Below are 21,739 nucleotides of genomic sequence, written 5' to 3'. Positions count from 1 at the left end.
CGGTTAGAGACATTATTTAGATAAATCCCTATATTGTCCTCTCTTTTTTTGAAAAAAACTTATTATAATTGAAATTTGTAGTCGATCGTTATTAAATATGCCCGATCTAGGCTACATTAGCTTTTTAAGTTCAAATAAACAGGTTATGAAAAATTTTGTTAACATCTTATGTACCTCTGCTTTGGCTGTTGGGTTCTCCGCTTTTCTAGGCGGTTGCGGTTCCAGCACACCAACAAGTAGTAGTCCAGGCAGCCTGAGCTCAGCGACAGGAATGGAGTACAACGAGGAGGGTGGTTTTCAGGTGAGCGACTATGCCGGTCAGCCTGAGGGTCCTAATCTAGTTTTTATAGAAGGAGGTCGTACGGTTCTTGGGTCTTTCGAGGAAGATTTGATGAACAGACACGACAATGTTGAGAGAGCCGTGACAGTTGCTTCATTCTACATGGACGAAACTGAAATCGCCAACATTCACTGGTTGGAGTATCTCTACTACATTCGCCTTGACTCTTCAAGAGAATTTTATGAGTCTTCACTGCCCGACACAACTGTTTGGGCCAGAGACCTTGCTTACAATGATCCTTATGTAGATCACTACCTTCGTTACCCTGGTTTCAGGTACTATCCTGTTGTAGGCGTTAACTGGAAGCAAGCCAATGACTATTGCAACTGGAGAACCACAGTGGTTAACCTTAAGCTTGCGCAAGATGCCGGTCTTGAGGACGTAACACTTGCAGAATCAGGAAGCGAAAGAATTCCTTTGGAAAGTGGTGTTGTGCTACCTAACTACCGTCTCCCAACCGAGGCCGAGTGGGAATATGCAGCTCAGGCACTCATTGGTGTTCAGTGGCTGGACGAAAACCAAACTCACCGCAGACTATATCCTTGGGATGGTCACTCATTGCGTAATCCTTATGGGAAGAAAATGGGTTACTTCCTTGCCAACTTCAAAAGAGGCCGTGGTGACTACGCTGGTATAGCCGGTAAGCTAAACGACGGTGCCATGATCACAACTTATATCTACGATTATCCACCGAACGAATTTGGTCTATATAACATGTCAGGTAATGTTAACGAATGGGTATGGGACGTTTACCGCCCGCTTTCGTTCCAGGACTTTGACGACCTGAACCCTGTTCGTCGTGACGGTTACCTTGATGACGAAAAAGGTTATGACACTCAGAACTTCAACTCACTTGTTTCTGACAGAGTGAGAGTTTACAAAGGTGGTTCATGGGCTGACGTAGCTTACTGGATGTCGCCAGGAACCAGAAGATACCTGGAAGAAGATTCTTCCACTTCAACAATCGGTTTCCGTTGTGCGATGATCCGTGCCGGTACCAACTACTAAGAGAAGACAAAATTATCGATATAAGAAAGCTCCGAGATTCGGAGCTTTTTTTATTTGTGAGAGACCGCCAACGCACAAATTCCTATCCCTTCTGCCCCGGCGCTTATCAGCGCTGAAGCACAAGATGAAAGTGTTGATCCGGTGGTAAGCACATCGTCAACAAGCAGCACTTTTTTCCCTTTTACACTCTCTGCGCTGGTAATCGCAAAAATGTTTTCCACATTCTGCCAGCGGTCCACCTTTTGCTTCTTGGTTTGCGTGCTGGTAAATTTAGACCTGACAAGTAGCTCAGCATCGACTGGTTTTTGCGTAGCGACAGAAAGTCCTTCTGCAATTGCCATGCTTTGATTGTAGCCTCTAATCCTCAGCTTTCTTTTGTGCAAAGGAACTGGAACAATAATATCAAAAGCCGAAAACCCTGGCTTCTCTATAAGCTGGTTACCATACCAGGCACCAAGCATAACACCCAACTCACGATTCCCTTTATATTTTAGCTGATGAAGAAGCTTCTGAGTAATGCCCGATTTCTTGAAAGTTAAAAAAGCATCGACGAAGCTTATTTTTGGCTCGTACACAAACTTGTTTGTCAGAAGAGAATCTCGGATAGCTTCATCTACAATGGGCAGCTGATAACGGCAAGCTGTGCACAAATGATCCTCGCCCCGAACCAATAACTCACCACATGAGATACAGTTTTCAGGAAATATCAAAGAAACAAAATCATTCCAAAGTTCATTTGCGATATTTGCCATAGGTAAAATATAGAAAAAATTGTGGTCGCAACCACAAACTGTATTCCCCGATTTCAAAAACAGGCCGGAGCATGAGAGTGACTCCTTTTATAACGCAGACAGACAGATCGTATGAGCAAAGTAGACGAATTCAATAGCTACAGAGAAAAGATGAATGAACGCATTCTTTCCTCTGACAACAAGCTTGTTAAAAGAATATTTAACCTCGACACCAATGCCTTCAGTGAGGGAGCCATTGACGTGAAAAACAAAGAAATGCTGGGGCTCGCTTGCTCCATGGTGCTCAGGTGCGATGACTGTGTGCGCTATCATTTGGGCAAATGTTATGAACTTGGCTGCTCCGATAAGGAGATGGACGAGGTATTTGGCATTGCTACACTTATTGGGGGCACGATAGTAATTCCCCACCTGAGAAGGGCAGTTGAGTTTTGGGACGAACTAAAACTAACACCACAAAATGTTTAAAAAAGACCTGGACCTTGAGAGAGAGTGGCAGGCGCTACTTGGCAAAATAGAAAATATGATCGGCAAAAAACCAGCCGACCTCAACGCCGTGCTTTTTCTCATCGGTGTGCAAGAACTGGGCAAGGGCCGAAGGACATTCACCAAAGAACAAAAGCAGGACTTAATGCACATTGCTATCTGCAAAATACTCAGTTTCTCTGGCTTCTACGCCCTGGAGGGCATAGACGAGGACGGCTGGCCTCACTGGAAGATGATGAAAAAATTGCCCCATTTTGACACGACAGAGCAAGAAAAGCTGCTAAAAATACATGTGATAGAGTATTTTGAAAAAGAAAGCATATTATAATGACAGGAATAATATCATATAATGTAAACGGAATTCGGTCGGCTGTTTCCAAGGGTATAACGCAGTGGCTAGAGGAGCAAGATCCGCAAATCGTTTGTTTTCAGGAACTTAAGGCCCACAAAGAGCAAATTCCCGTTTCGTTGTTCGAAGACCTCGGCTACCACTGCTACTGGTTTCCCGCAGTGAAAAAAGGCTATAGTGGTGTTGCCATTCTGTCAAAAACTAAACCCAAACATGTGGAGTACGGGTCCGGCATCGATCAGTCGGACTACGAAGGCCGGGTCATTCGGGCCGACTTCCAGCACTACTCCGTTATGAGCGTTTACGTTCCTTCGGGTTCTTCTGGCGACGAGCGACAGGACTACAAAATGCAATGGTTGGGTGAGTTTACTGACTACATAAAAAAAGTAAAGGCCGACCATCCCAAACTCATTATTTCCGGCGACTATAATATTTGCCACAAGCCGATCGATATCCACGAGCCAGTGTCCAACAAAAAGAGTTCTGGCTTTTTGCCGGAGGAACGTGAGTGGCTTAGCGAATTCATAGATACAGGCTTTGTGGATTCCTTCCGTCAATTCAACAAAGCACCTCACCAGTATAGCTGGTGGACATTCAGGGCCAATGCCAGAGCAAACAACAAGGGGTGGCGGATTGATTACCACCTCGCCACTCAGGAGATGGCAGCAGACTTAGTACACGCTGAAATTCTGCCACAAGTGGTTCATTCTGACCATTGCCCCGTTGGACTCAGCATCAAATAACGGTTTTTTGGCTGCTTTCGACAGCGAAAGCATGTCTATTCAAACAATTTTCCGTTTTTAACTACATTCTTTTCACGATATTCGTTATAACTAGTATCATACCCTTTGCGAATTGCAAATGGATGAAAAGAAGGAGGCCAAAATGAATACAGGAATTGACGCCGTCAAGAGGCAACTTCATGATTACAAAAAGAAATACTATACCGACAAGCTGGTTAAAGGTGTTCTCTACTTCCTTCTTGTGGGCCTTTGTCTTTTCTTGACGTTTACCGTATTAGAGTTCAATTTTCGCTTCGGCACGTGGATCAGGGGCTTTTTGTTGTTTTCCTTTGTCATTCTCACCTCTGGCATACTCCTGATTCGGATTATTAAGCCGCTGTGGGAGATTTACTGCGGAGGTAAAAACCTTGATGACGCCGAGGCTGCCCGCCAAATCGGGCAATTTTTCCCGGAAGTAAAAGACAAACTTCTGAATGTGCTTCAGTTGCAAAAAATCAGCAACCAGGATGAAAGCCTTCTTATAGCCAGCATAGATCAAAAAAGCCACGAGTTCTCAACAATAAAGTTCGTCAATGCGATAAAAATTAATGCGAACCTTAGCTTTTTAAGGTATCTAGCCATTCCAGCCGGCATCACACTTATATTGCTTCTGCTTGTTCCTCAGCTGTTTACGGAAAGTGCAGCCCGAATCATACAATATAACAAGACCTTCACCCCGCCGCCTCCGTTTACCTTCAATCTTTTGAATGAGTCCCTTGATGGTTTTCGCAATGAGGATTTTCAATTGAAGATGAGCATTGAAGGAGATAACATCCCAGAAAATGTATACCTGGAAAGTAACGGGCGCCGCATCAAGCTAAATGAAAACCCTGAAGGACTCTTCGAGTTTACCTTTCCGAAAATGTTGGTGAAGACTAATTTCAAGTTCGAAGCAGCAGGATACTCGAGTGCTGAATATCAGATTACACTACACAATCGGCCGCTGCTCAAAAACTTCAACGTGTTTCTTGACTTCCCATCCTATACCGGCAAACAAGACGTTCTTTTGGAAAACATAGGCAACGTGGAAGTGCCGGAAGGAAGCCAAATCAACTGGCAGTTCAGCACAACCGAAGCCGACAGCTTGTGGCTGAAGTTTGATAAGGACGACGAGCCTTTTTCATCCCAAATATCTGACAATCAACTGTTTGATGTCAAGAAAACGTTCTTTGACCCACAGTACTATGAGGTGTTGCTGGCCAACAAATACAGCAAAAATAAGGACAGGATCAGGTACCGGATCGAAGTGGTGAAAGACAAGGCTCCGGAAATTCATGCAGAAATCTTCCAGGACACCACTCTTTTCAGCTTCATCGTGCTGGGCGGATCGGTGAGCGACGATTATGGCCTTACCAAGCTTGCCATTAAGTACCAAACTCAGAATGCCAAAGAAGAGTCCCTGTTTAGCACGCTTCCGCTTCCTCTCGACAAAAAGCAATCGTCCCAGGGTTTTTACTACCAGTGGCGCATCGACAGCATGAATCTCAAAGAAGGCGAAACGCTTGCCTACTACGTGGAGGTGACTGATAATGACGAGGTTAACGGGCATAAATCGACCCGGACAGGTCTGTATTATATGAAGGTTCCGACGAGAAAAGAGTTGAAGGAGTCGTTGGCGAAGGAGGCGCAGGGTGCCGAAAAACAGATTGATAAAAGCCTTGACCAGGCCAAAGAAATTCAGGATCAGATAAAAGAAATTGAGAATAGGCTGAAGACCAAGAAAAAGATGGACTGGCAGGATGAGAAGCTGATACAGGACTTGCTGGACAAAAAAGAGGAGCTGAGTGAAAACATAGAAAAGCTAAAAAACCAAAACAAAGACCTGAATGAGCGTAGAGAACGGTTTTCAGAAAGCAGCCCCAAGCTAAAAGACCAAATGGAGAAGCTTCAGTCGCTCATGGATGAACTGCTGGATGATGAAACTAAAAAACTCTATGACGAGCTGAAAAAACTGCTGGAGGAGAAGTCACAGCTTGGTGAGGTTCAGAAAATGATGAACCAGATAGAAAACAAAGAAGAAAACCTTGAAAAAGAGCTAGAGCGGGCGCTGGAGCTTTTCAACAAGATGAAATTTGACTTCAAGCTTGAGGAAATAGTTCAGGACTTGGAAGAAACGAGCAAGAAGCAGGAGGAACTAAGCGAGAAGACTGAGAACTCTGAGAACTCAAAAGAAGACCTCATAAAGGAGCAGGAAGAAATCAAAGAAGAGTTTCAGGAGCTTCAAAAAGACATGGAAGAGTTAAACGAGCTCAACCAGGAGCTCAATAACCCTGAAAGCATGCCGGACGTCGGTGAAGAGAAAGAAGAAGTGGAGAAGAACCAGGAGGAGTCTATTTCTAATCTGGAAGAACAGAAGAGAAAGAAGGCGTCTGACAACCAAAAGAAAAGTGCTCAGCAAATGAAGCAGATGGGTGAAAAGATGCAACAAATGCAAAGCAACATGGAGATGGAAATGCTTGAGGAAAACCTCGACAACCTCAGAGACATAGTAGACAACCTTGTTAAGCTCTCTTTCAGCCAGGAAAATCTGATGAACAACTTCAAAGAGGTAAATCAAAGTGACCCGAGGTTTCTCGAATTATCTCAGGAGCAATTAAAGATAAAGGACGATGCCATTATCGTTAAAGACAGTCTCCTTGCGCTGGCTAACAGGGTTTTTCAAATTGCCTCGTTTGTAACAAGAGAAGTGAGTGCACTCAATGAATACATGGATCAAAGCCTGGATGCGCTTAAAGACCGGAACAAATCGCTGGCGATCAGCAAGCAGCAGTTCTCAATGACATCGATGAACAACCTGGCTCTTTTACTCGACGATGTGCTTCAGCAGATGCAACAGCAAATGGCTGACGCAATGGGGTCACCGCAAAAAGGCAAAAAAGGGCAAAAGAAAAACATGCCGGGCCTAAGCGATCTTCAGAGCGAACTGAGCAAGAAAATTAACGATCTCAAAAAAAGCGGAAAAACAGGCAGACAACTATCGGAAGAATTGGCTAAACTTGCTGCCGAGCAGGAAATGATTAGACGAGAACTCGAAGCAATGCAACAGAAGATGAGCGGCGACAAAGAGGGTGGCCCGGGTGGCTTGCAAGATGCTATCAAAAAAATGGAACAAACCGAAAGAGATCTTGTTAATAAGCGACTGGCCAACATTAGCCAGGAGAGGCAGGAAGACATTGTAACAAGGCTTTTGGAAGCTGAGAACTCTGAAAGAGAAAGAGAGCTCAGTAAGGAAAGAGAAGGGGAGGCCGCACGAGATTTTGAAAGAAAGATCCCGGCAGCTTTTGAAGAATATAAGCAGCTAAAAGAAAAGGAAATTGAGTTGCTTAAAACTGTTCCTCCCAAATTGAACCCCTACTACAAAAAAGAAGTAAATGAGTACTTTAAACGTATTGGCAGCAATTAACCCGCTTAAAAATGGATAATATCAAAATCGAGATTCCTTCTCTTCCTGAGAATATTCGAATCGTTGAGAGTTTTATCGACAACGCTAAAGAACGATTCAGTCTTGAAGATGATATCTATGGCAATATTATGATTGCTGTGACCGAAGCCGTAAACAACGCTATACTGCATGGCAACGGAAAAGACGCCCACAAGAACGTACTGCTTCAATTATCACTACTCAACGAGAACCTTCAGTTCACCGTTCAGGACGAAGGCGTTGGGTTCGACTACCAGCACCTTCCCGATCCAACTGCACCAGAAAACCTTGAGAAACCCGGGGGCAGAGGCATCTTTCTTATGAAGAACCTGTGTGACGAAGTTAAGTTCCATGAAGGCGGTAAGAAAGTGGATCTGATCTTTTACCTGGGCTAGAATGAAAATCACCTTCTTTAGTGAAGACGTTTCTTTTAAGCTTTCCTCTCCTAATAAGGTTCGTCGTTGGATCAAAAAAGTGATACTCCTGGAGAAACACACGCTATCAGAGATTTCTTATATATTCTGTTCCGACGATTACCTGCACAACATGAACGTGCAATATCTCAATCACGACACACTTACCGACATCATTACATTTGATAATTCGGAAGAGGAAGATCAAATAGAAGGTGACATATTCATCAGTGTTGATCGTGTGAAGGAGAACGCCACCCAACTAAATCTTCCTTTTGACACCGAACTACATCGAGTCATGATCCATGGCATTCTTCACTTGTGTGGTTACAAAGACAAGACAAGTGCCGACAATGACCTTATGAGAAAAAAAGAGGATGCTTGTTTATCTTTGCTCCCGGATCAATAATGTTCCACGTGGAACATTCTTTCTCCCCGCTCTGTTGCTAACACTAATAATGACTAGACGTTCCACGTGGAACATGAAAATATATGTTTCCTAAATACGATATAATAGTAGTCGGGGCTGGCCATGCCGGTTGTGAGGCCGCACATGCCGCAGCGACCATGGGCTCCAAAGTACTGCTTGTAACAATGAACATGGGCACTATCGCTCAGATGTCTTGCAACCCTGCGATGGGTGGCGTAGCCAAAGGACAAATAGTGCGTGAGATAGATGCCCTGGGTGGCATGTCGGGTATTATCACCGACAAAACCATGATCCAGTTCAGGATGCTCAACAAGTCGAAAGGGCCTGCTATGTGGAGCCCACGAGCTCAGAGCGACAGAATGAGGTTTGCGGAGGAATGGCGGCTTACATTGGAGCGCAACCCTAACGTAGACTTTTGGCAGGAAATGGTAATAGGGCTGCTCGTCAAAGACGGAAAAGCCGTTGGTGTTAAAACAAGCTTGGGAATTGAGATCGAGTCAAGCGCAGTGGTTCTCACTAACGGAACCTTTCTTAACGGCGTCATCCATATTGGAGAAAAGAAGTTTGGCGGGGGCCGTACCGGCGAGCATGCTGCCAAGGGAATTACTGAGCAGCTACAAAGTCTCGGCTTTGAGTCAGGCAGAATGAAAACTGGCACGCCACCCCGAGTCGACGGACGCAGCCTCAACTACGACGCCATGGAGGAACAAAAGGGAGATATTGAGCCCGGAAAATTTTCCTACAGCCAAGAAACCACTCCCTTAGCAACGCAAGCAAGCTGCTATATTACTTACACAAATCCTGAAGTGCATGCTATCCTGGAGACTGGTTTCGAAAAGTCCCCAATGTTTGCTGGGCGAATTAAAGGAATAGGGCCACGTTATTGTCCTTCAATTGAAGACAAGATCAACCGATTTTCCGAGCGAGACCGGCACCAGATATTTGTTGAGCCCGAAGGATGGGACACAGTTGAGGTATATGTCAATGGATTTTCTACCTCACTACCAGAAGACGTCCAGATAAAAGCACTAAGGAAAATACCCGGCTTTGAGAATGCAAGGATGTTCAGGCCAGGCTATGCGATCGAATACGACTACTTCCCACCGACGCAACTCAATCACACCTTGGAAACCAAGCTCATTCAGCATCTGTACTTTGCCGGGCAAATAAATGGCACTACCGGCTATGAAGAGGCGGCATCGCAGGGACTCATGGCAGGCATTAACGCCCACCTCAAAAACAGCGAGAAAGAACCACTGATCCTCACAAGATCTGAAGCATATATTGGTGTGCTGATTGACGACCTGATTAACAAAGGCACTGAAGAACCTTACAGGATGTTTACTTCACGGGCTGAGTTTCGAATACTTCTGAGACAAGACAACGCCGACATAAGACTAACAGAGAAAGGCCATGCAATTGGTTTAGCCTCCGACCAACGCCTAACGGCAACGAAAGACAAAATTGCTCAAAGCAATCAAATACACGCCGTCTTAAAACAGCTCAAATATAATCCGGAAGAAATCAACGATGGACTCGATGCCATAGGAACCGCAGGCATTAGAGAGAAAACATCCGCCTATACACTTTTGAAACGGCCACAAGTCGACCTTGCCGAACTGCTCAAACTGCATCCTAAAACCGCTGATGCACTACAGCCTTATATGAAAGACGCTATTGAACAGAGCGAGATAGAAATCAAATACGAAACCTATATCGTGAAAGAAAGGGAACTTGCCGACAAGGTGCACCTATTGGAAGATCACAAAATAGATCCGCTCTTTGACTACTATAAAATAACAGCGCTGTCTTCTGAGGCACGGGAAAAACTACTTAAAATCAAACCACATACTTTAGGTCAGGCCTCAAGAATAAGCGGGGTAAACCCAGCAGACATCTCAATATTAATGGTATACATGGGGAGGTAATTGGACATGTACGAACGAATAGACGAGTGCCCCATTTGCACAAACACCGATCTAAGAAACAACCTGATCTGCAAAGATTATCTTGTTTCCCAACAGAGCTTTGCCATTTCTATCTGCTCATCCTGTGGCCTGCTAATCACCAACCCAAGACCCAGCAAAGAAACTATTTCTCAGTTCTACGACTCAAACAGCTATCTGTCGCATAATAGCGACGGCAGCCTGATGAGCACACTTTATTCAATCGCCCAGCGCTATACACTGTGGTACAAGCTTCGGTTGGTCAAAAGACTAGCGAAACCAGGCAGCAGACTAATGGACTACGGCTGTGGTGTCGGGCAGTTTATGCAGTACATGCAATCAAACAAGTACGAGGTAACGGGAATTGAACCTTCTGATATTGGCTTATCGAAAGCAAGAAGTAAGGAGTTGTTGGTTTACCAAACATTAAGTGAGGCCAAAGAGTCAGAGTCGAAATTTGATGTCATTACATTGTGGCACGTTCTTGAACATGTGCACGACCTCAACACAACAATAAAACAACTCAAGAAACTGTTGAATAAAGACGGCTATCTCGTAATCGCTGTTCCAAACACCAAGAGCTGGGATGCTCAACATTATAAAGAGAATTGGGCCGCATACGATGTGCCACGCCACCTTTTTCATTTCGACGATGAAAACATCAAAATGTTATTGAAATCAAACCGGCTTTCCTTCGTGCAAAAGGCTCCCCTATATCTCGATTCGTTTTATATTAGTCTGTTGTCAGAAATACATCTCAACAACAGCAACAAAATCTTAAAATCCATTATAAATGGTTGTAAATCAAATATTTACGGTTCGAGAACCTCACAATACAGCAGTATGATATACATTTTCCAAAAGAAATGAAAAATATACTTCTTTCCGCCTTTCTTGCCTGCTATGCCTTTATCCTTTACACGTCATGCGCAAGCCAACAGCCTGTAACCGGCGGTGCTAAGGATACAATTCCCCCCACGCTTCTTGAATCATACCCAATCAACAAATCGCTTAACTTCAAAGATCAGAAAATAACATTGGTGTTTGACGAATTCATCAAAGAAGACCAAATCAAGACCAAGCTCATAATTACGCCAGATGATCAGAACAAATTTGATGTCGTCATTAAGAAGACCAGCATCACTCTCGACTTCGAAAATCCATTCACTGACAGCACCACCTATACCTTAAACTTCAACAGTACAATCTCCGACATCACGGAAAACAACGATGCTGAGAACATCATACTGGCATTTAGTACCACTACATACATCGACTCTCTATCCATAGCAGGTAGCATTATCGACCTGCTCACCCATGAACCAATCAAAGAAGCAACAGTAGCGCTTTACCAGGCCAACGACACGACTGATATATTTAACAAGCGCCCGCTCTATTTTACGAAAACTGCTGAAGATGGTACCTACTCAATAGAGAACCTTAAAAACGGGAAGTACAGACTCTACGCCTTCCAGGACAAGAATAAAAACAATTTGTGCGAACCCAACGACGAGCCCCATGGATTCATCGCCGACACGTTAGCACTTACACACAACATCGACTCTCTAACCATACCTATCACACGCAACGACGTACGGCCATTGGCACAACTCAACTCCCGCACTTCGGGCATCTATTTCGAAAGCCGCTACAACAAACCCCTCAAAGATTTTAGCGTCCAAATCCTGGATTCTCTAAAGCTTCCCAATTGGACGATTGAAGCGAACCTAACAACAGATGGAAGAGGTATAGTTTTCTATCCTGTCTCTAATCCGAAAAAGGACAGCGTGCAAATTGCAATCACCTCCATAGACAGTACCTACAACCAAACCATAGACACCACATACCTTAAATTCACATCAAGCAAACGAAGCATTCCACCGTTTACATTTACAACCATCCCTACCAAAGACGAGCAAATACTCGAGAAAACGACATTTACATTGTCGTTTACAAAACCAGTAGCAAAAAACTACATCGCCGACTCCATGAGAGTTTCTATAGATACCCTTGTTCAACATCCAATTAAGATCGACACCATCATTTGGAACAACCACAAAACAAGAGTTACTATCAACACTCAAATCGACAAAAAGATAGTTGCCAATCAAAAACTCCGATACCAACAATTAACCGACTCCTTACAATCCGACACATCTTCGATCGACTTTAACCGATACAGTAAAATCAAAAAACTATTAGACAAAGTCGAAGACAGCTACACCCGAGTCAAACTTCCAAAGGGAACCTTCTTTTCAGTAGACGGCGACACTTCCTACACTGAAAACATACCACTAAAATTCATAAACAGCGAAGAACGGGGGATAGTAAGAGGCACAATTTCAACGGACTACACTAACTATACGCTTCAGCTCATCACCAACAAGTATAAAGTAGTATCCTCACAACCAGGAACGTCTACTTTCGAGTTCAAAAACATCCCACCCGGAGACTATACCTTCAGGATCCTAATCGATGATAACAACGACGGCGTATGGTCTACCGGAAACAGCCTGAAGCGAATAGAACCCGAAAGTGTGTACATATATCCCGAATTCTTTAACGTTAGAGAAAACTGGACACTTGAAAATATTGAGATCAACTTCTAGTGGAAAACTTTGCTAAGCCTGTGTTTAACTGCCCAAGTTCTCCACAAGCCGATTCAATCTCAGATAGCCAATCCCACACAATTTCAGCTAGGCTCGTTTGTACACATTACGCTTACCTCTTACCAACAACTTAAGTCAAAAAAGATACTCACATCACTAACTCCCCATCTATCAACAATCTCCCTCCTTTGCACTATCGCTTGCATTTTTATGTTAACATATTGTTTGAAACTTCAATTTGATCAACAATCGACTTATGCTAATTTTCTTATCCACAAATCCACAGGCTTAATAATACTCTTCAATTAATCTTTTAAAAATTTAGTTATATATATTACAAAACAGAAAATGTGGATAAATGAGTAAACGACTGATAATAGTAACTATTCTGATCCTCGTTGCGCCAGCTTTATTGCGTGGGCAGGACAATGCTAAAATCGACCTGGCGAACGAATATTTGGGGCAGGGCGATGTTGACAAGGCGCTCGATCTTTATAAAGACCTGGTAAAGGATTCCAGAAACATCCCCTTTGTTCACAATAATTATCTGGCGCTTCTCATCAACCTGGAGAACTACAAGGAAGCAGAGGATTACGTAGAGAAACAAATTAAGCGGGACGATGGCAATTTAATTTATAAGATAGACCTGGGCATGGTGTATCAGGCGGCTGGAAAAGCCGATAAGGCCAATAGCCAATTTGAATCGGTAATAGCAGGCATAAAGGGAGACAACTACAAGCTTCGAATAACTGCGCAAACATTTATCTCCAAGCAGCTCAGAGAATATGCCCTTAAAACTTATCTGGCAGGAAGACAATCATCCGGTAACCAGTATGCATATGCTATCGAGTTGGCGAATATCTACCGTCTTCTCAACAACAGGGAGCAAATGATGGAGGAGTATCTCAACTTCGCCATTCAAAACCCCAATAATATTAACTACGTCAGGAATATTCTGCAGAACCTGCTCACCGAGCCCGAAGACTTAGAGGCACTTGAAACGATCCTTATCCAGAAGGTGCAGAAAAGTCCCAATGATATTATCTATGGCGAATTACTAATTTGGGCAGAACTTCAGCAGAAAAACTTTTTTGGTGCCTTTACGCAAGCCAGAGCCATTGACCGCCGGGAGAGAGGTGAGGGCTCGAGGGTACTGGAAATTGGTATCATAGCTATTGACAATGGAGCGTTCGAAGATGCCGAAGATATTTTTTCATGGATTATTCAAACATATCCATCGTCTTCCAATTATGTGCTGGCAAGAAGGATGTTGATAAAAGCCAGGGAAGGAAAAGTTAAGAACACTTATCCGGTTGACACCACCGCCATCAGAACTTTGATCGCCGATTACGATAATCTTATCAAAGATTCGGGTTTGAACAGCAACACCCTGGAAGCGCTCCGAAGCAAGGCTTTGCTATACGCTTTTTATCTGGATGAAAAGGATCAGGCAATTTCTACGCTAAAAGACATTATCAATTTTCCGAGGGCACAGCCGCAATTGGTTTCCAGCTGCAAACTCGATCTTGGAGACATCTATCTGCTGATAGGAGAACCCTGGGAATCGACGTTACTTTATTCGCAGGTGGAAAAAGACAGCAAGGAAAGCCTGATTGGCTATGAGGCAAAACTTAAGAATGCAAAGCTCAATTATTACAATGGCGACTTTGAACTTGCTAAAGCCCATCTCGATATTTTGAAATTGGCCACCTCACGGGAAATATCTAATGATGCAATGGCGCTTAGTCTGCTGATTCAGGACAATACCCTGATGGACACAACCGAGCTGGCGATGAAGAAATTCGCTGCTGTTGATTTGCTGCTTTTCCAAAACAAGAAACTTGAGGCTCTTCAGGGCTTTGACTCGTTGCTTAGCCAATTTCCCAACCACAGAATTACCGATGAGGTTTGGTACAAAATGGCACAAATCAACCAGGAGTTGGGCCATGCGGAAGTAGCGATTGCCCTCCTTGACAAGGTACTTGCCAGCTACCCAACGGATATACTTGGCGATGATGCCTTGTTTCTGAAAGGCAAGATTATAGACAAACAGCTTGGAAACAAGCAACTCGCCATGGAAGCTTTTCAAGCACTGCTTACAACCTACCCCGGCAGTATTTATACCGCCGAGGCTCGCAAAAGATTCCGGGAGCTCAGGGGCGATCTCAACCAATAAATACACTTTTTTGCATAGATCAAATGCCAGGCAAAAATAGTATGCATGCATAACAAATTTTGCTATATTTGATATACCCCGTTATCCCTTAAGAATGAAGAGAGAAGAAACTATTGACTATAATATTAAAGTGGCGTGGCATAGTATTGCGAGGATGTACAACCAGGCTGGCCAAAATGATGGTATTACAACATCGATTGGATTTGTGTTGCTCAATATAGAAAGTGAGGAGGGCACCCCTGCTACCAAAATAGCTCCTCTGATGGGGCTGGAAGCAAGGAGCCTGACGAGAATGCTCAAAAATATGGAAGAGCGGAAGCTCATCTACAAAATGCCCGACCCAAATGACGGCAGGTCAGTCCGGATATTTTTAACTGAAAAGGGAAAGTATCAGAAGACGCTCTCAAAACGGGTAGTTATCGCATTCAACGAAATGGTGATCGATCAGGTTGAGCCAGAAAAACTAAAAGTATTCTTTGACGTCATCACACAAATCAATCAACTCATAGAGGATAAACAACTGATCCATACTTACATTAACGAAGAGAAAATTTATGAACAGAGTTATTAAAAAGGTGGCAGTTCTTGGCTCCGGTGTAATGGGCTCAAGAATAGCATGTCACTTTGCGAACATTGGTGTTCAGGTTTTGCTTTTAGACATTGTTCCGAAAGAGCTTTCGGACGATGAGAAAAAGAAAGGCTTAACGATGGAGCATCCACTTGTTCGTAACCGAATTGTAAACACTGCCCTTCAAACAGCAATTTTTTCAAAGCCAGCCCCGCTTTTTGATGTCAAAAAGGCCAGCCTGGTAAAAACCGGAAATTTTGACGACGACATGAAATCCATTGCGGAGTGTGATTGGGTGATGGAGGTTGTAGTTGAAAACCTGGATATCAAGAAAAAGGTCTATGATCAGGTAGAGAAATTCCGCAAAACAGGCACCTTGGTTACTTCCAACACGTCGGGTATTCCAATCCACCTAATGGCAGAAGGGAGAACCGAGGATTTCAGGAAGCATTTTGCCGGAACACACTTTTTCAATCCGCCTCGTTATTTGAGGTTGCTGGAAATCATTCCTACTCCGGCTACAGACCAAAAGGTGGTGGACTTCCTAATGCACTATGGTGATTTGTACCTCGGTAAAGAAACCGTGCTATGTAAGGACACGCCGGCATTCATTGCGAACCGGATAGGGGTCTACTCTTTGATGTCGGGTATGCATGTGGTGGAAAAAATGGGACTGACTGTCGGTGAAGTTGATCGAATGACCGGCCCCGTTATCGGCCGGGCAAAATCGGCCACCTTCCGAACCATGGATGTGGTAGGGCTCGACACCACAGTTAACGTATCGAGAAATTTGTTGCAGGGCTTGCCAAAAGACGAGTCGAAGGACACCTTCAAACTACCAAAAATTGTAGAGGAGCTTTACAATAAAAAATGGTGGGGCGACAAAACAAAACAAGGCTTCTTCAAAAAGACAGTAAACGACAAAGGCGAGAAGGAGATTCTCGAGTTGAACCTGAAGACACTTGAATATGGGCCAAGAACCAAGGCTTCCTTTAAATCGCTTGAAGAAGTAAAAGATATTGAAAGTGTAAAAGAGCGCCTGCCGAAGCTGATCAATGCAACGGACAAAGCAGGTGAATTTTATCGGGCAACCTTCTATGATGTGTTCAGGTATTGCTCCATGAGAATTCCGGAAATTGCCGATGAGCTTTACAAAATCGATCAGGCTGTCTGCGCTGGTTTTGCCTGGGAACTTGGTCCTTTTGAAACATGGGACCTGGTGGGTGTAAAAGCGACTGCCGAAAAGATGAAAGCTGCTGGAATGAAAGTAGCCCCATGGGTTCACGAAATGCTGGCTGCGGGCAATAACTCCTTCTACAAATTTGAAAAAGGCCAGAAGCTTTATTACGACATTCCGTCAAAAGCATACAAACCGATCCCTGGAAAAGAAGGGCTGATTATTCTTGATGCCTTTAAAGAAAACAAGGTAGTTTGGTCAAATGCTGGCGCCACGCTCTATGACATCGGTGACGGTATCCTGGACCTGGAATTTCATACAAAAATGAATTCTCTCGGTCAGGAAGTAATAGAGGGAATAAATCTCGCTATTGCAAAAGCGGAGGAGAACTATCGAGGCTTGGTTATAGGTAATGAGGGTGCCAACTTTTCAGCGGGTGCTAACCTGGCTATGCTATTCATGTATGCTTCCGATCAGGAGTTTGACGAAATTGACTTGATGATTCGTCAGTTTCAAACAACCATGATGCGGGCCCGCTTTTCTTCCGTGCCTGTAATTTCAGCCCCTTCGGGCATGGCGCTGGGTGGTGGCTGCGAGCTTTCACTTCATTGTGATGCTATTCAGGCACACGCCGAAACGTATATAGGCCTTGTGGAATTTGGTGTAGGTTTGATTCCGGCGGGTGGCGGTACAAAGGAAATGACCCTCCGGGCCAGCGACTCCTATGCTCCCGGTGATCCGGAGCTCAATCATTTGCAGGAATATTTCATGACCATTGCTACAGCCAAAGTGGCCACCTCGGCACACGAAGGCAAGGCATTGGGTTATATCAAACCGTCGGACGAAATTACGCTTAACAGAGCTCGCCTTTTGGCTGACGCAAAAAGGAAAGCCATCGAACTATCGGAAGCTGGCTATACTCAGCCTTTGGAGCGAAAGGATATCAAAGTACATGGTCAATCGTCACTGGCTTTGTTCGAAGCTGGCATAACTGGTATGCTGTATGGAAAATATATTTCGGAGCACGATGCCCTGATTGCCAGAAAGCTTGGCTACATCATGAGTGGGGGTGACCTTTCATCGCCGACGGACGTGTCGGAGCAATACCTGCTTGATTTGGAAAGGGAGGCATTCCTCAGCCTGACGGGTGAGCCAAAAACTGTGGAAAGAATTCACAGCATTTTGTTCAAAGGCAAACCGTTGAGAAACTAAGTTTTGTTAACCACAAAAAGACTACAATTATGAATGCATATATAGTGGCCGGCTACAGAACGGCAGTTGGAAAGTCGAAAAAAGGGGGCTTTCGCTTTACCCGCCCCGATGACCTGGCAGCAGATGTCATCAAACACCTGGTTGCTTCGGTTCCGGGCTTTGATGCCAAAAGGGTAGACGACCTTATCGTTGGAAACGCTGTGCCCGAAGCTGAGCAAGGCATGCAAATGGGCAGAATGATTTCATTGCTGGCTTTGCCCATGGAAGTGCCCGGCTTGATAGTGAATCGGTATTGTGGCTCAGGCCTGGAGGCGATAAGCATTGCAGCGGCAAGAATTCACGCCGGAACAGCAGAGTGTATTATTGCAGGTGGTACCGAATCGATGTCGATGGTGCCAATGATGGGGTATAAAACCGCACTCAACTGGAAAATAGCGCACGAAAACCCAGACTATTATATCAGCATGGGCTTAACGGCCGAGGAAGTATCAAAAGACTACAACATCAGTCGGGAAGACGCTGACGAATTTTCTTATCACTCTCATCAGAAAGCCATCAAGGCAATAAAGGACGGAAAATTCAAAGATGAGATAGTGCCGATCAATGTTCACGAAACGTATGTGGACAAAGACGGTAAGAAAAAGACGAGAGACTTTGTGGTAGATACCGACGAGGGGCCAAGAGAAGATACTAGTCTCGAAGTGCTTGCAAAACTAAAGCCTGTTTTCAGAATGGGGGGAAAGGTAACTGCGGGTAACTCTTCACAAACTTCTGATGGTGCAGCTTTTGTGATGGTGATGTCAGAGAAAATGGTGCAGGAATATAACCTGAAGCCCATTGCCAGAATGTTGTCTTATACAGCAGCCGGCGTGGAGCCAAGAATCATGGGGATAGGACCGGTGGCCGCCGTGCCAAAGGCGTTGAAACAAGCCGGCCTGAAGATGGCAGACATTGACTTGATTGAATTGAATGAGGCTTTTGCAGCTCAGGCATTGGCTGTTGCCAAAAACCTGGATTTCGACATGTCGAAATTAAATGTGAATGGTGGTGCAGTAGCGCTTGGTCATCCGCTCGGTTGCACAGGGGCTAAACTATCGGTTCAGATTTTCAATGAATTGAGAAGGCAGAAGAAAAAATATGGTATGGTCACCGCCTGCGTTGGTGGAGGCCAGGGCGTAGCCGGTATTTTCGAGCTTCTCAATTAGCAAATACAGATAAGCATAGGCGAAAAGCATCGGGACCAACTCTCGATGCTTTTATATTTCATGCGCTTGCGGTCGTATGGCAGAGCATGTGTGAGTAATTCATTTTATATTTACCAGAGACAGCGTTTTTTACACACGAACAGTTTTCAATGTTAAATTACTCGAAGGGAGAATCCGAAGCCCGGCTTAGTGCTGTTTTTGACCATGCAATAGACGGGATCATAACAATAGATGAAAGAGGCCTGGTTGAGTCAATGAACCCGGCCGCCGCCCGATTGTTCGGCTATGATCCCACCGAAGTTTTGGGTAAGAATGTGAAGATGCTCATGCCGGAGCCAGATCACTCCAATCATGATCAATACCTGGATAATTATCACAAAACGGGTCACAAGAAAATCATTGGGATTGGGCGTGAGGTGAAAGGGCTTAAAAGGGACGGGACACAATTTCCGTTGTATTTGAGCATTACGGAAACACAATTTGAAGGAAAAAAAATTTTCACAGGTATTATTCATGATATTTCGGAGCTTAAACTTTCCCAGAGTAAGCTGAAGGAGTATTCCGAAGAGTTAGAAACTAGCAACCGTGAGTTGGAGAGGCGGGTGATCGAAAGAACAAGGGATCTTGCCCGTGCAAATGAAGGGCTTTCCTATTCCAATGAATCACTTCAGAAGGAGATTGAAGAAAGACGCCAGGTCGAGAGAGCATTGCGGGAGAGCCAGAAGCTTTACAAAACAATAGCCAAAAACTTTCCTGATGGCATTTTGTGCGTGCTTGATAAAAACCTAAAATATCTGCTCATAGATGGAATGGAAAATGAACCAGCCATGGGCCGAAAGGAAGATTGGGTTGGCTCTTATGCGACCTCCATGAACTTTATTGACCAAAAAGACGAATTTATAAAAGGGCTGAAGCAGACAATTACCGGTGTGCCTCTCGACATGGAAATGACGGTATCGAATGGAGCCCGGGAATATCAGGTAAATGCTGTGCCTCTTTACGATGACGATGACAAAATTGTGAATCTGCTTGTCGTTTGTAAAAACATAACGGAAAGGAAAAAGGCCGAAAAAGAGATATTGAACGCATTAAACAAGGAGAAAGAGCTCAATGAGTTGAAAAGCAGGTTTGTCACCACCGCCTCACATGAATTTCGCACACCCCTCAGTACTATCCTTTCTTCGGCATCACTCATAGGCCGATATGTGGGCGAAACGGAGGACTCTGAGAAAATTGAAAAGCATGTAACCAGAATAAAATCGTCGGTGAACAACCTGACATATATTCTTAATGATTTTCTTTCGCTTGGTAAGTTGGAAGAGGGCAAGACAACTTTTCACCCAACGATCTTCAATTTCGAAGAATTCGTTGAGGAAACAATTTCTCAAATTGGCCCTACGCTAAAAAAGGATCAGAAAATTCTCGTCGACCGTCCTTCGTCAAAAATAGGAAGCGTTTATGCTGATGAGCAAATGATAAAAAACGTGTTAATTAATCTGCTCAACAATGCATCCAAATATTCGGATGAGGGCAAGAGCATCCACTTTAGTTTAAGAGCTAAAAAAAACGAGCTTGTCTTTAAAGTTAAAGATGAGGGAATTGGCATACCGAAGAAGGATCAGCAACATCTTTTCGATAGGTTTTTCAGGGCCAATAATGCCATCAATATACAGGGAACAGGCCTGGGGCTCAATATTGTCAAGAAATATATTGAACTAATGAACGGACATATTGAATTTAGCAGTGAAGAAAATAAAGGCACCGAATTCAGGGTGGCGATACCGATAACACAACCTAGCTATGACTAAAATATTGCTTATCGAGGACAACTTGGAAATGCGGGAGAATACCGCCGAAATTCTTGAGCTCTCCAATTATGAGGTGATAACAGCAGCCAATGGTAAGGAGGGAATCGAAAAGGCCAAGAAGGAATTACCACATCTGATCATTTGTGACATCATGATGCCTGAGCTGGATGGTTATGGTGTGCTCCGTGTTTTGGGAAAGCTGCCTGAAACTGCCGGCATCCCTTTTATATTTCTTACTGCCAAATCTGAAAAAGAGGATTTCAGGAAAGGGATGAGTATGGGTGCCGACGACTATCTGACCAAGCCTTTTGATGATGTGGAGTTGCTGGATATCATAGAACTGCGGCTTCGCAAAAACCAGATTGCCAGAAAGGAGTATTCGAATGATGTGGATGGCATTGCGGATTTTATGAATGACGCAAAGGCGTTAAATGAGCTGAGCCATTTGTCGGCCGACCGCACCATCAGAAAATTTAAGAAGAAAGAAATAATCTTTTACGAAGGTAATCTTCCACACGGGCTCTTTTTTGTCAACAGTGGAAAAGCTAAAACATACAAAACCAACGACGACGGCAAAGAGTACATCACAGGGCTTTTTAAGGAAGGCGATTTTATTGGTTATATCGATCTTTTGCAGAACTCTAACTACACTGAGTCGGCCATGGCCATGGAGGATTCCGAAATTTGCCTCATTCCAAAGCAAGATTTCTACAAACTGCTGAACAGCAACCGGGATGTTTCTATCAGGTTCATCAAAATGATTTCTAACAATTTGGTGGAAATGGAGGAAAGAATCCTGAAGCTTGCCTACAACTCTGTCAGAAAAAGAGTGGCTGAGGCCCTGGTGATGCTGGAAGATAAGTTCAAAGAAAAGAATGAAGGAGAGGAGTTCAACATGAACATTCCCCGGGAGGATCTCGCCAATATTGTTGGCACTGCTCCGGAGTCGGTGATCAGAACCCTCTCTGATTTCAAAGATGAAAAGCTCATCGAAATCAAGGGCAGCAATATCAAGATCACCAACTCGGTCGGCTTGAGAAAAATGCGAAACTAGCCATAC

The 21,739-nt window shown here is 44.1% G+C and carries 17 protein-coding genes; 16 read left to right on the top strand and 1 reads right to left on the bottom strand.

The genetic code is table 11. From position 1 onward, the window contains the following. Positions 1–145: 145 nt before the first annotated feature. Positions 146–1,348 (top strand): gliding motility lipoprotein GldJ, encoded by a 1,203-nt coding sequence (gene gldJ, locus ACMVP2_RS10880; protein ID WP_152001412.1) that lies wholly within the window; start codon positions 146–148, stop codon positions 1,346–1,348. 50 nt (positions 1,349–1,398) lie between these two features. Here gldJ and ACMVP2_RS10875 read toward each other — a convergent pair whose 3' ends face one another. Then, complete coding sequence (locus tag ACMVP2_RS10875; protein WP_416867726.1) at positions 1,399–2,100, bottom strand: ComF family protein; 702 nt, start codon at positions 2,098–2,100, stop codon at positions 1,399–1,401. A 111-nt stretch (positions 2,101–2,211) separates the two neighbouring features. Here ACMVP2_RS10875 and ACMVP2_RS10870 point away from each other — a divergent pair, with 111 nt between their 5' ends. The 15 genes from ACMVP2_RS10870 to ACMVP2_RS10800 all read left to right on the top strand — a co-directional run bounded on the left by ACMVP2_RS10870 (position 2,212) and on the right by ACMVP2_RS10800 (position 21,733). Beyond that, the gene (locus ACMVP2_RS10870; protein WP_416867725.1) at positions 2,212–2,565 is read left to right on the top strand and encodes a carboxymuconolactone decarboxylase family protein; all 354 of its coding nucleotides are present in this window, start codon (positions 2,212–2,214) and stop codon (positions 2,563–2,565) included. Continuing rightward, positions 2,558–2,911: a hypothetical protein gene (locus ACMVP2_RS10865; RefSeq protein WP_416867724.1), complete on the top strand. Its 354-nt coding sequence runs from the start codon at positions 2,558–2,560 to the stop codon at positions 2,909–2,911. Before ACMVP2_RS10870 ends, ACMVP2_RS10865 begins: the two co-directional genes overlap by 8 nt. After that, entirely contained in the window at positions 2,911–3,675 is a 765-nt protein-coding gene (locus ACMVP2_RS10860; RefSeq protein ID WP_416867723.1) for an exodeoxyribonuclease III, read from the top strand. The genes ACMVP2_RS10865 and ACMVP2_RS10860 overlap by 1 nt, the downstream gene beginning before the upstream one ends. A 118-nt stretch (positions 3,676–3,793) precedes the next feature. After that, positions 3,794–7,117: a DUF4175 family protein gene (locus tag ACMVP2_RS10855; RefSeq protein ID WP_416867722.1), complete on the top strand. Its 3,324-nt coding sequence runs from the start codon at positions 3,794–3,796 to the stop codon at positions 7,115–7,117. A gap of 11 nt (positions 7,118–7,128) precedes the next feature. Then, entirely contained in the window at positions 7,129–7,530 is a 402-nt protein-coding gene (locus ACMVP2_RS10850) for an ATP-binding protein (RefSeq protein ID WP_339784282.1), read from the top strand. A gap of 1 nt (position 7,531) precedes the next feature. Further along, on the top strand, positions 7,532–7,957 hold the full coding sequence (ybeY, locus tag ACMVP2_RS10845; RefSeq protein WP_416867721.1) for an rRNA maturation RNase YbeY: 426 nt from the start codon (positions 7,532–7,534) through the stop codon (positions 7,955–7,957). Between the two features lie 83 nt (positions 7,958–8,040). Beyond that, positions 8,041–9,906 (top strand): tRNA uridine-5-carboxymethylaminomethyl(34) synthesis enzyme MnmG, encoded by a 1,866-nt coding sequence (gene mnmG, locus ACMVP2_RS10840; protein WP_416867720.1) that lies wholly within the window; start codon positions 8,041–8,043, stop codon positions 9,904–9,906. Positions 9,907–9,912: 6 nt separating this feature from the next. Beyond that, entirely contained in the window at positions 9,913–10,794 is an 882-nt protein-coding gene (locus ACMVP2_RS10835) for a class I SAM-dependent methyltransferase (protein WP_416867719.1), read from the top strand. Then, complete coding sequence (locus tag ACMVP2_RS10830; RefSeq protein WP_416867718.1) at positions 10,791–12,533, top strand: Ig-like domain-containing protein; 1,743 nt, start codon at positions 10,791–10,793, stop codon at positions 12,531–12,533. The genes ACMVP2_RS10835 and ACMVP2_RS10830 overlap by 4 nt, the downstream gene beginning before the upstream one ends. Before the next feature lie 358 nt (positions 12,534–12,891). After that, complete coding sequence (locus tag ACMVP2_RS10825) at positions 12,892–14,709, top strand: tetratricopeptide repeat protein (protein ID WP_339784272.1); 1,818 nt, start codon at positions 12,892–12,894, stop codon at positions 14,707–14,709. Between the two features lie 94 nt (positions 14,710–14,803). Then, the gene (locus ACMVP2_RS10820; RefSeq protein ID WP_152001423.1) at positions 14,804–15,280 is read left to right on the top strand and encodes a MarR family winged helix-turn-helix transcriptional regulator; all 477 of its coding nucleotides are present in this window, start codon (positions 14,804–14,806) and stop codon (positions 15,278–15,280) included. After that, entirely contained in the window at positions 15,264–17,666 is a 2,403-nt protein-coding gene (locus ACMVP2_RS10815) for a 3-hydroxyacyl-CoA dehydrogenase/enoyl-CoA hydratase family protein (RefSeq protein WP_416867717.1), read from the top strand. Before ACMVP2_RS10820 ends, ACMVP2_RS10815 begins: the two co-directional genes overlap by 17 nt. A gap of 29 nt (positions 17,667–17,695) precedes the next feature. Beyond that, the gene (locus ACMVP2_RS10810; RefSeq protein WP_416867716.1) at positions 17,696–18,871 is read left to right on the top strand and encodes an acetyl-CoA C-acyltransferase; all 1,176 of its coding nucleotides are present in this window, start codon (positions 17,696–17,698) and stop codon (positions 18,869–18,871) included. Positions 18,872–19,020: 149 nt separating this feature from the next. After that, positions 19,021–20,679, top strand: a complete 1,659-nt coding sequence (locus ACMVP2_RS10805; protein WP_416867715.1) for a PAS domain S-box protein — start codon at positions 19,021–19,023, stop codon at positions 20,677–20,679. Next, positions 20,672–21,733, top strand: a complete 1,062-nt coding sequence (locus ACMVP2_RS10800; RefSeq protein ID WP_339784263.1) for a response regulator — start codon at positions 20,672–20,674, stop codon at positions 21,731–21,733. Before ACMVP2_RS10805 ends, ACMVP2_RS10800 begins: the two co-directional genes overlap by 8 nt. Positions 21,734–21,739: the final 6 nt, after the last annotated feature.

Source organism: Imperialibacter sp. (assembly GCF_048007035.1).
Taxonomy (GTDB): domain Bacteria; phylum Bacteroidota; class Bacteroidia; order Cytophagales; family Cyclobacteriaceae; genus Imperialibacter.
This window is presented reverse-complemented; position numbering and strand designations above follow the sequence as displayed.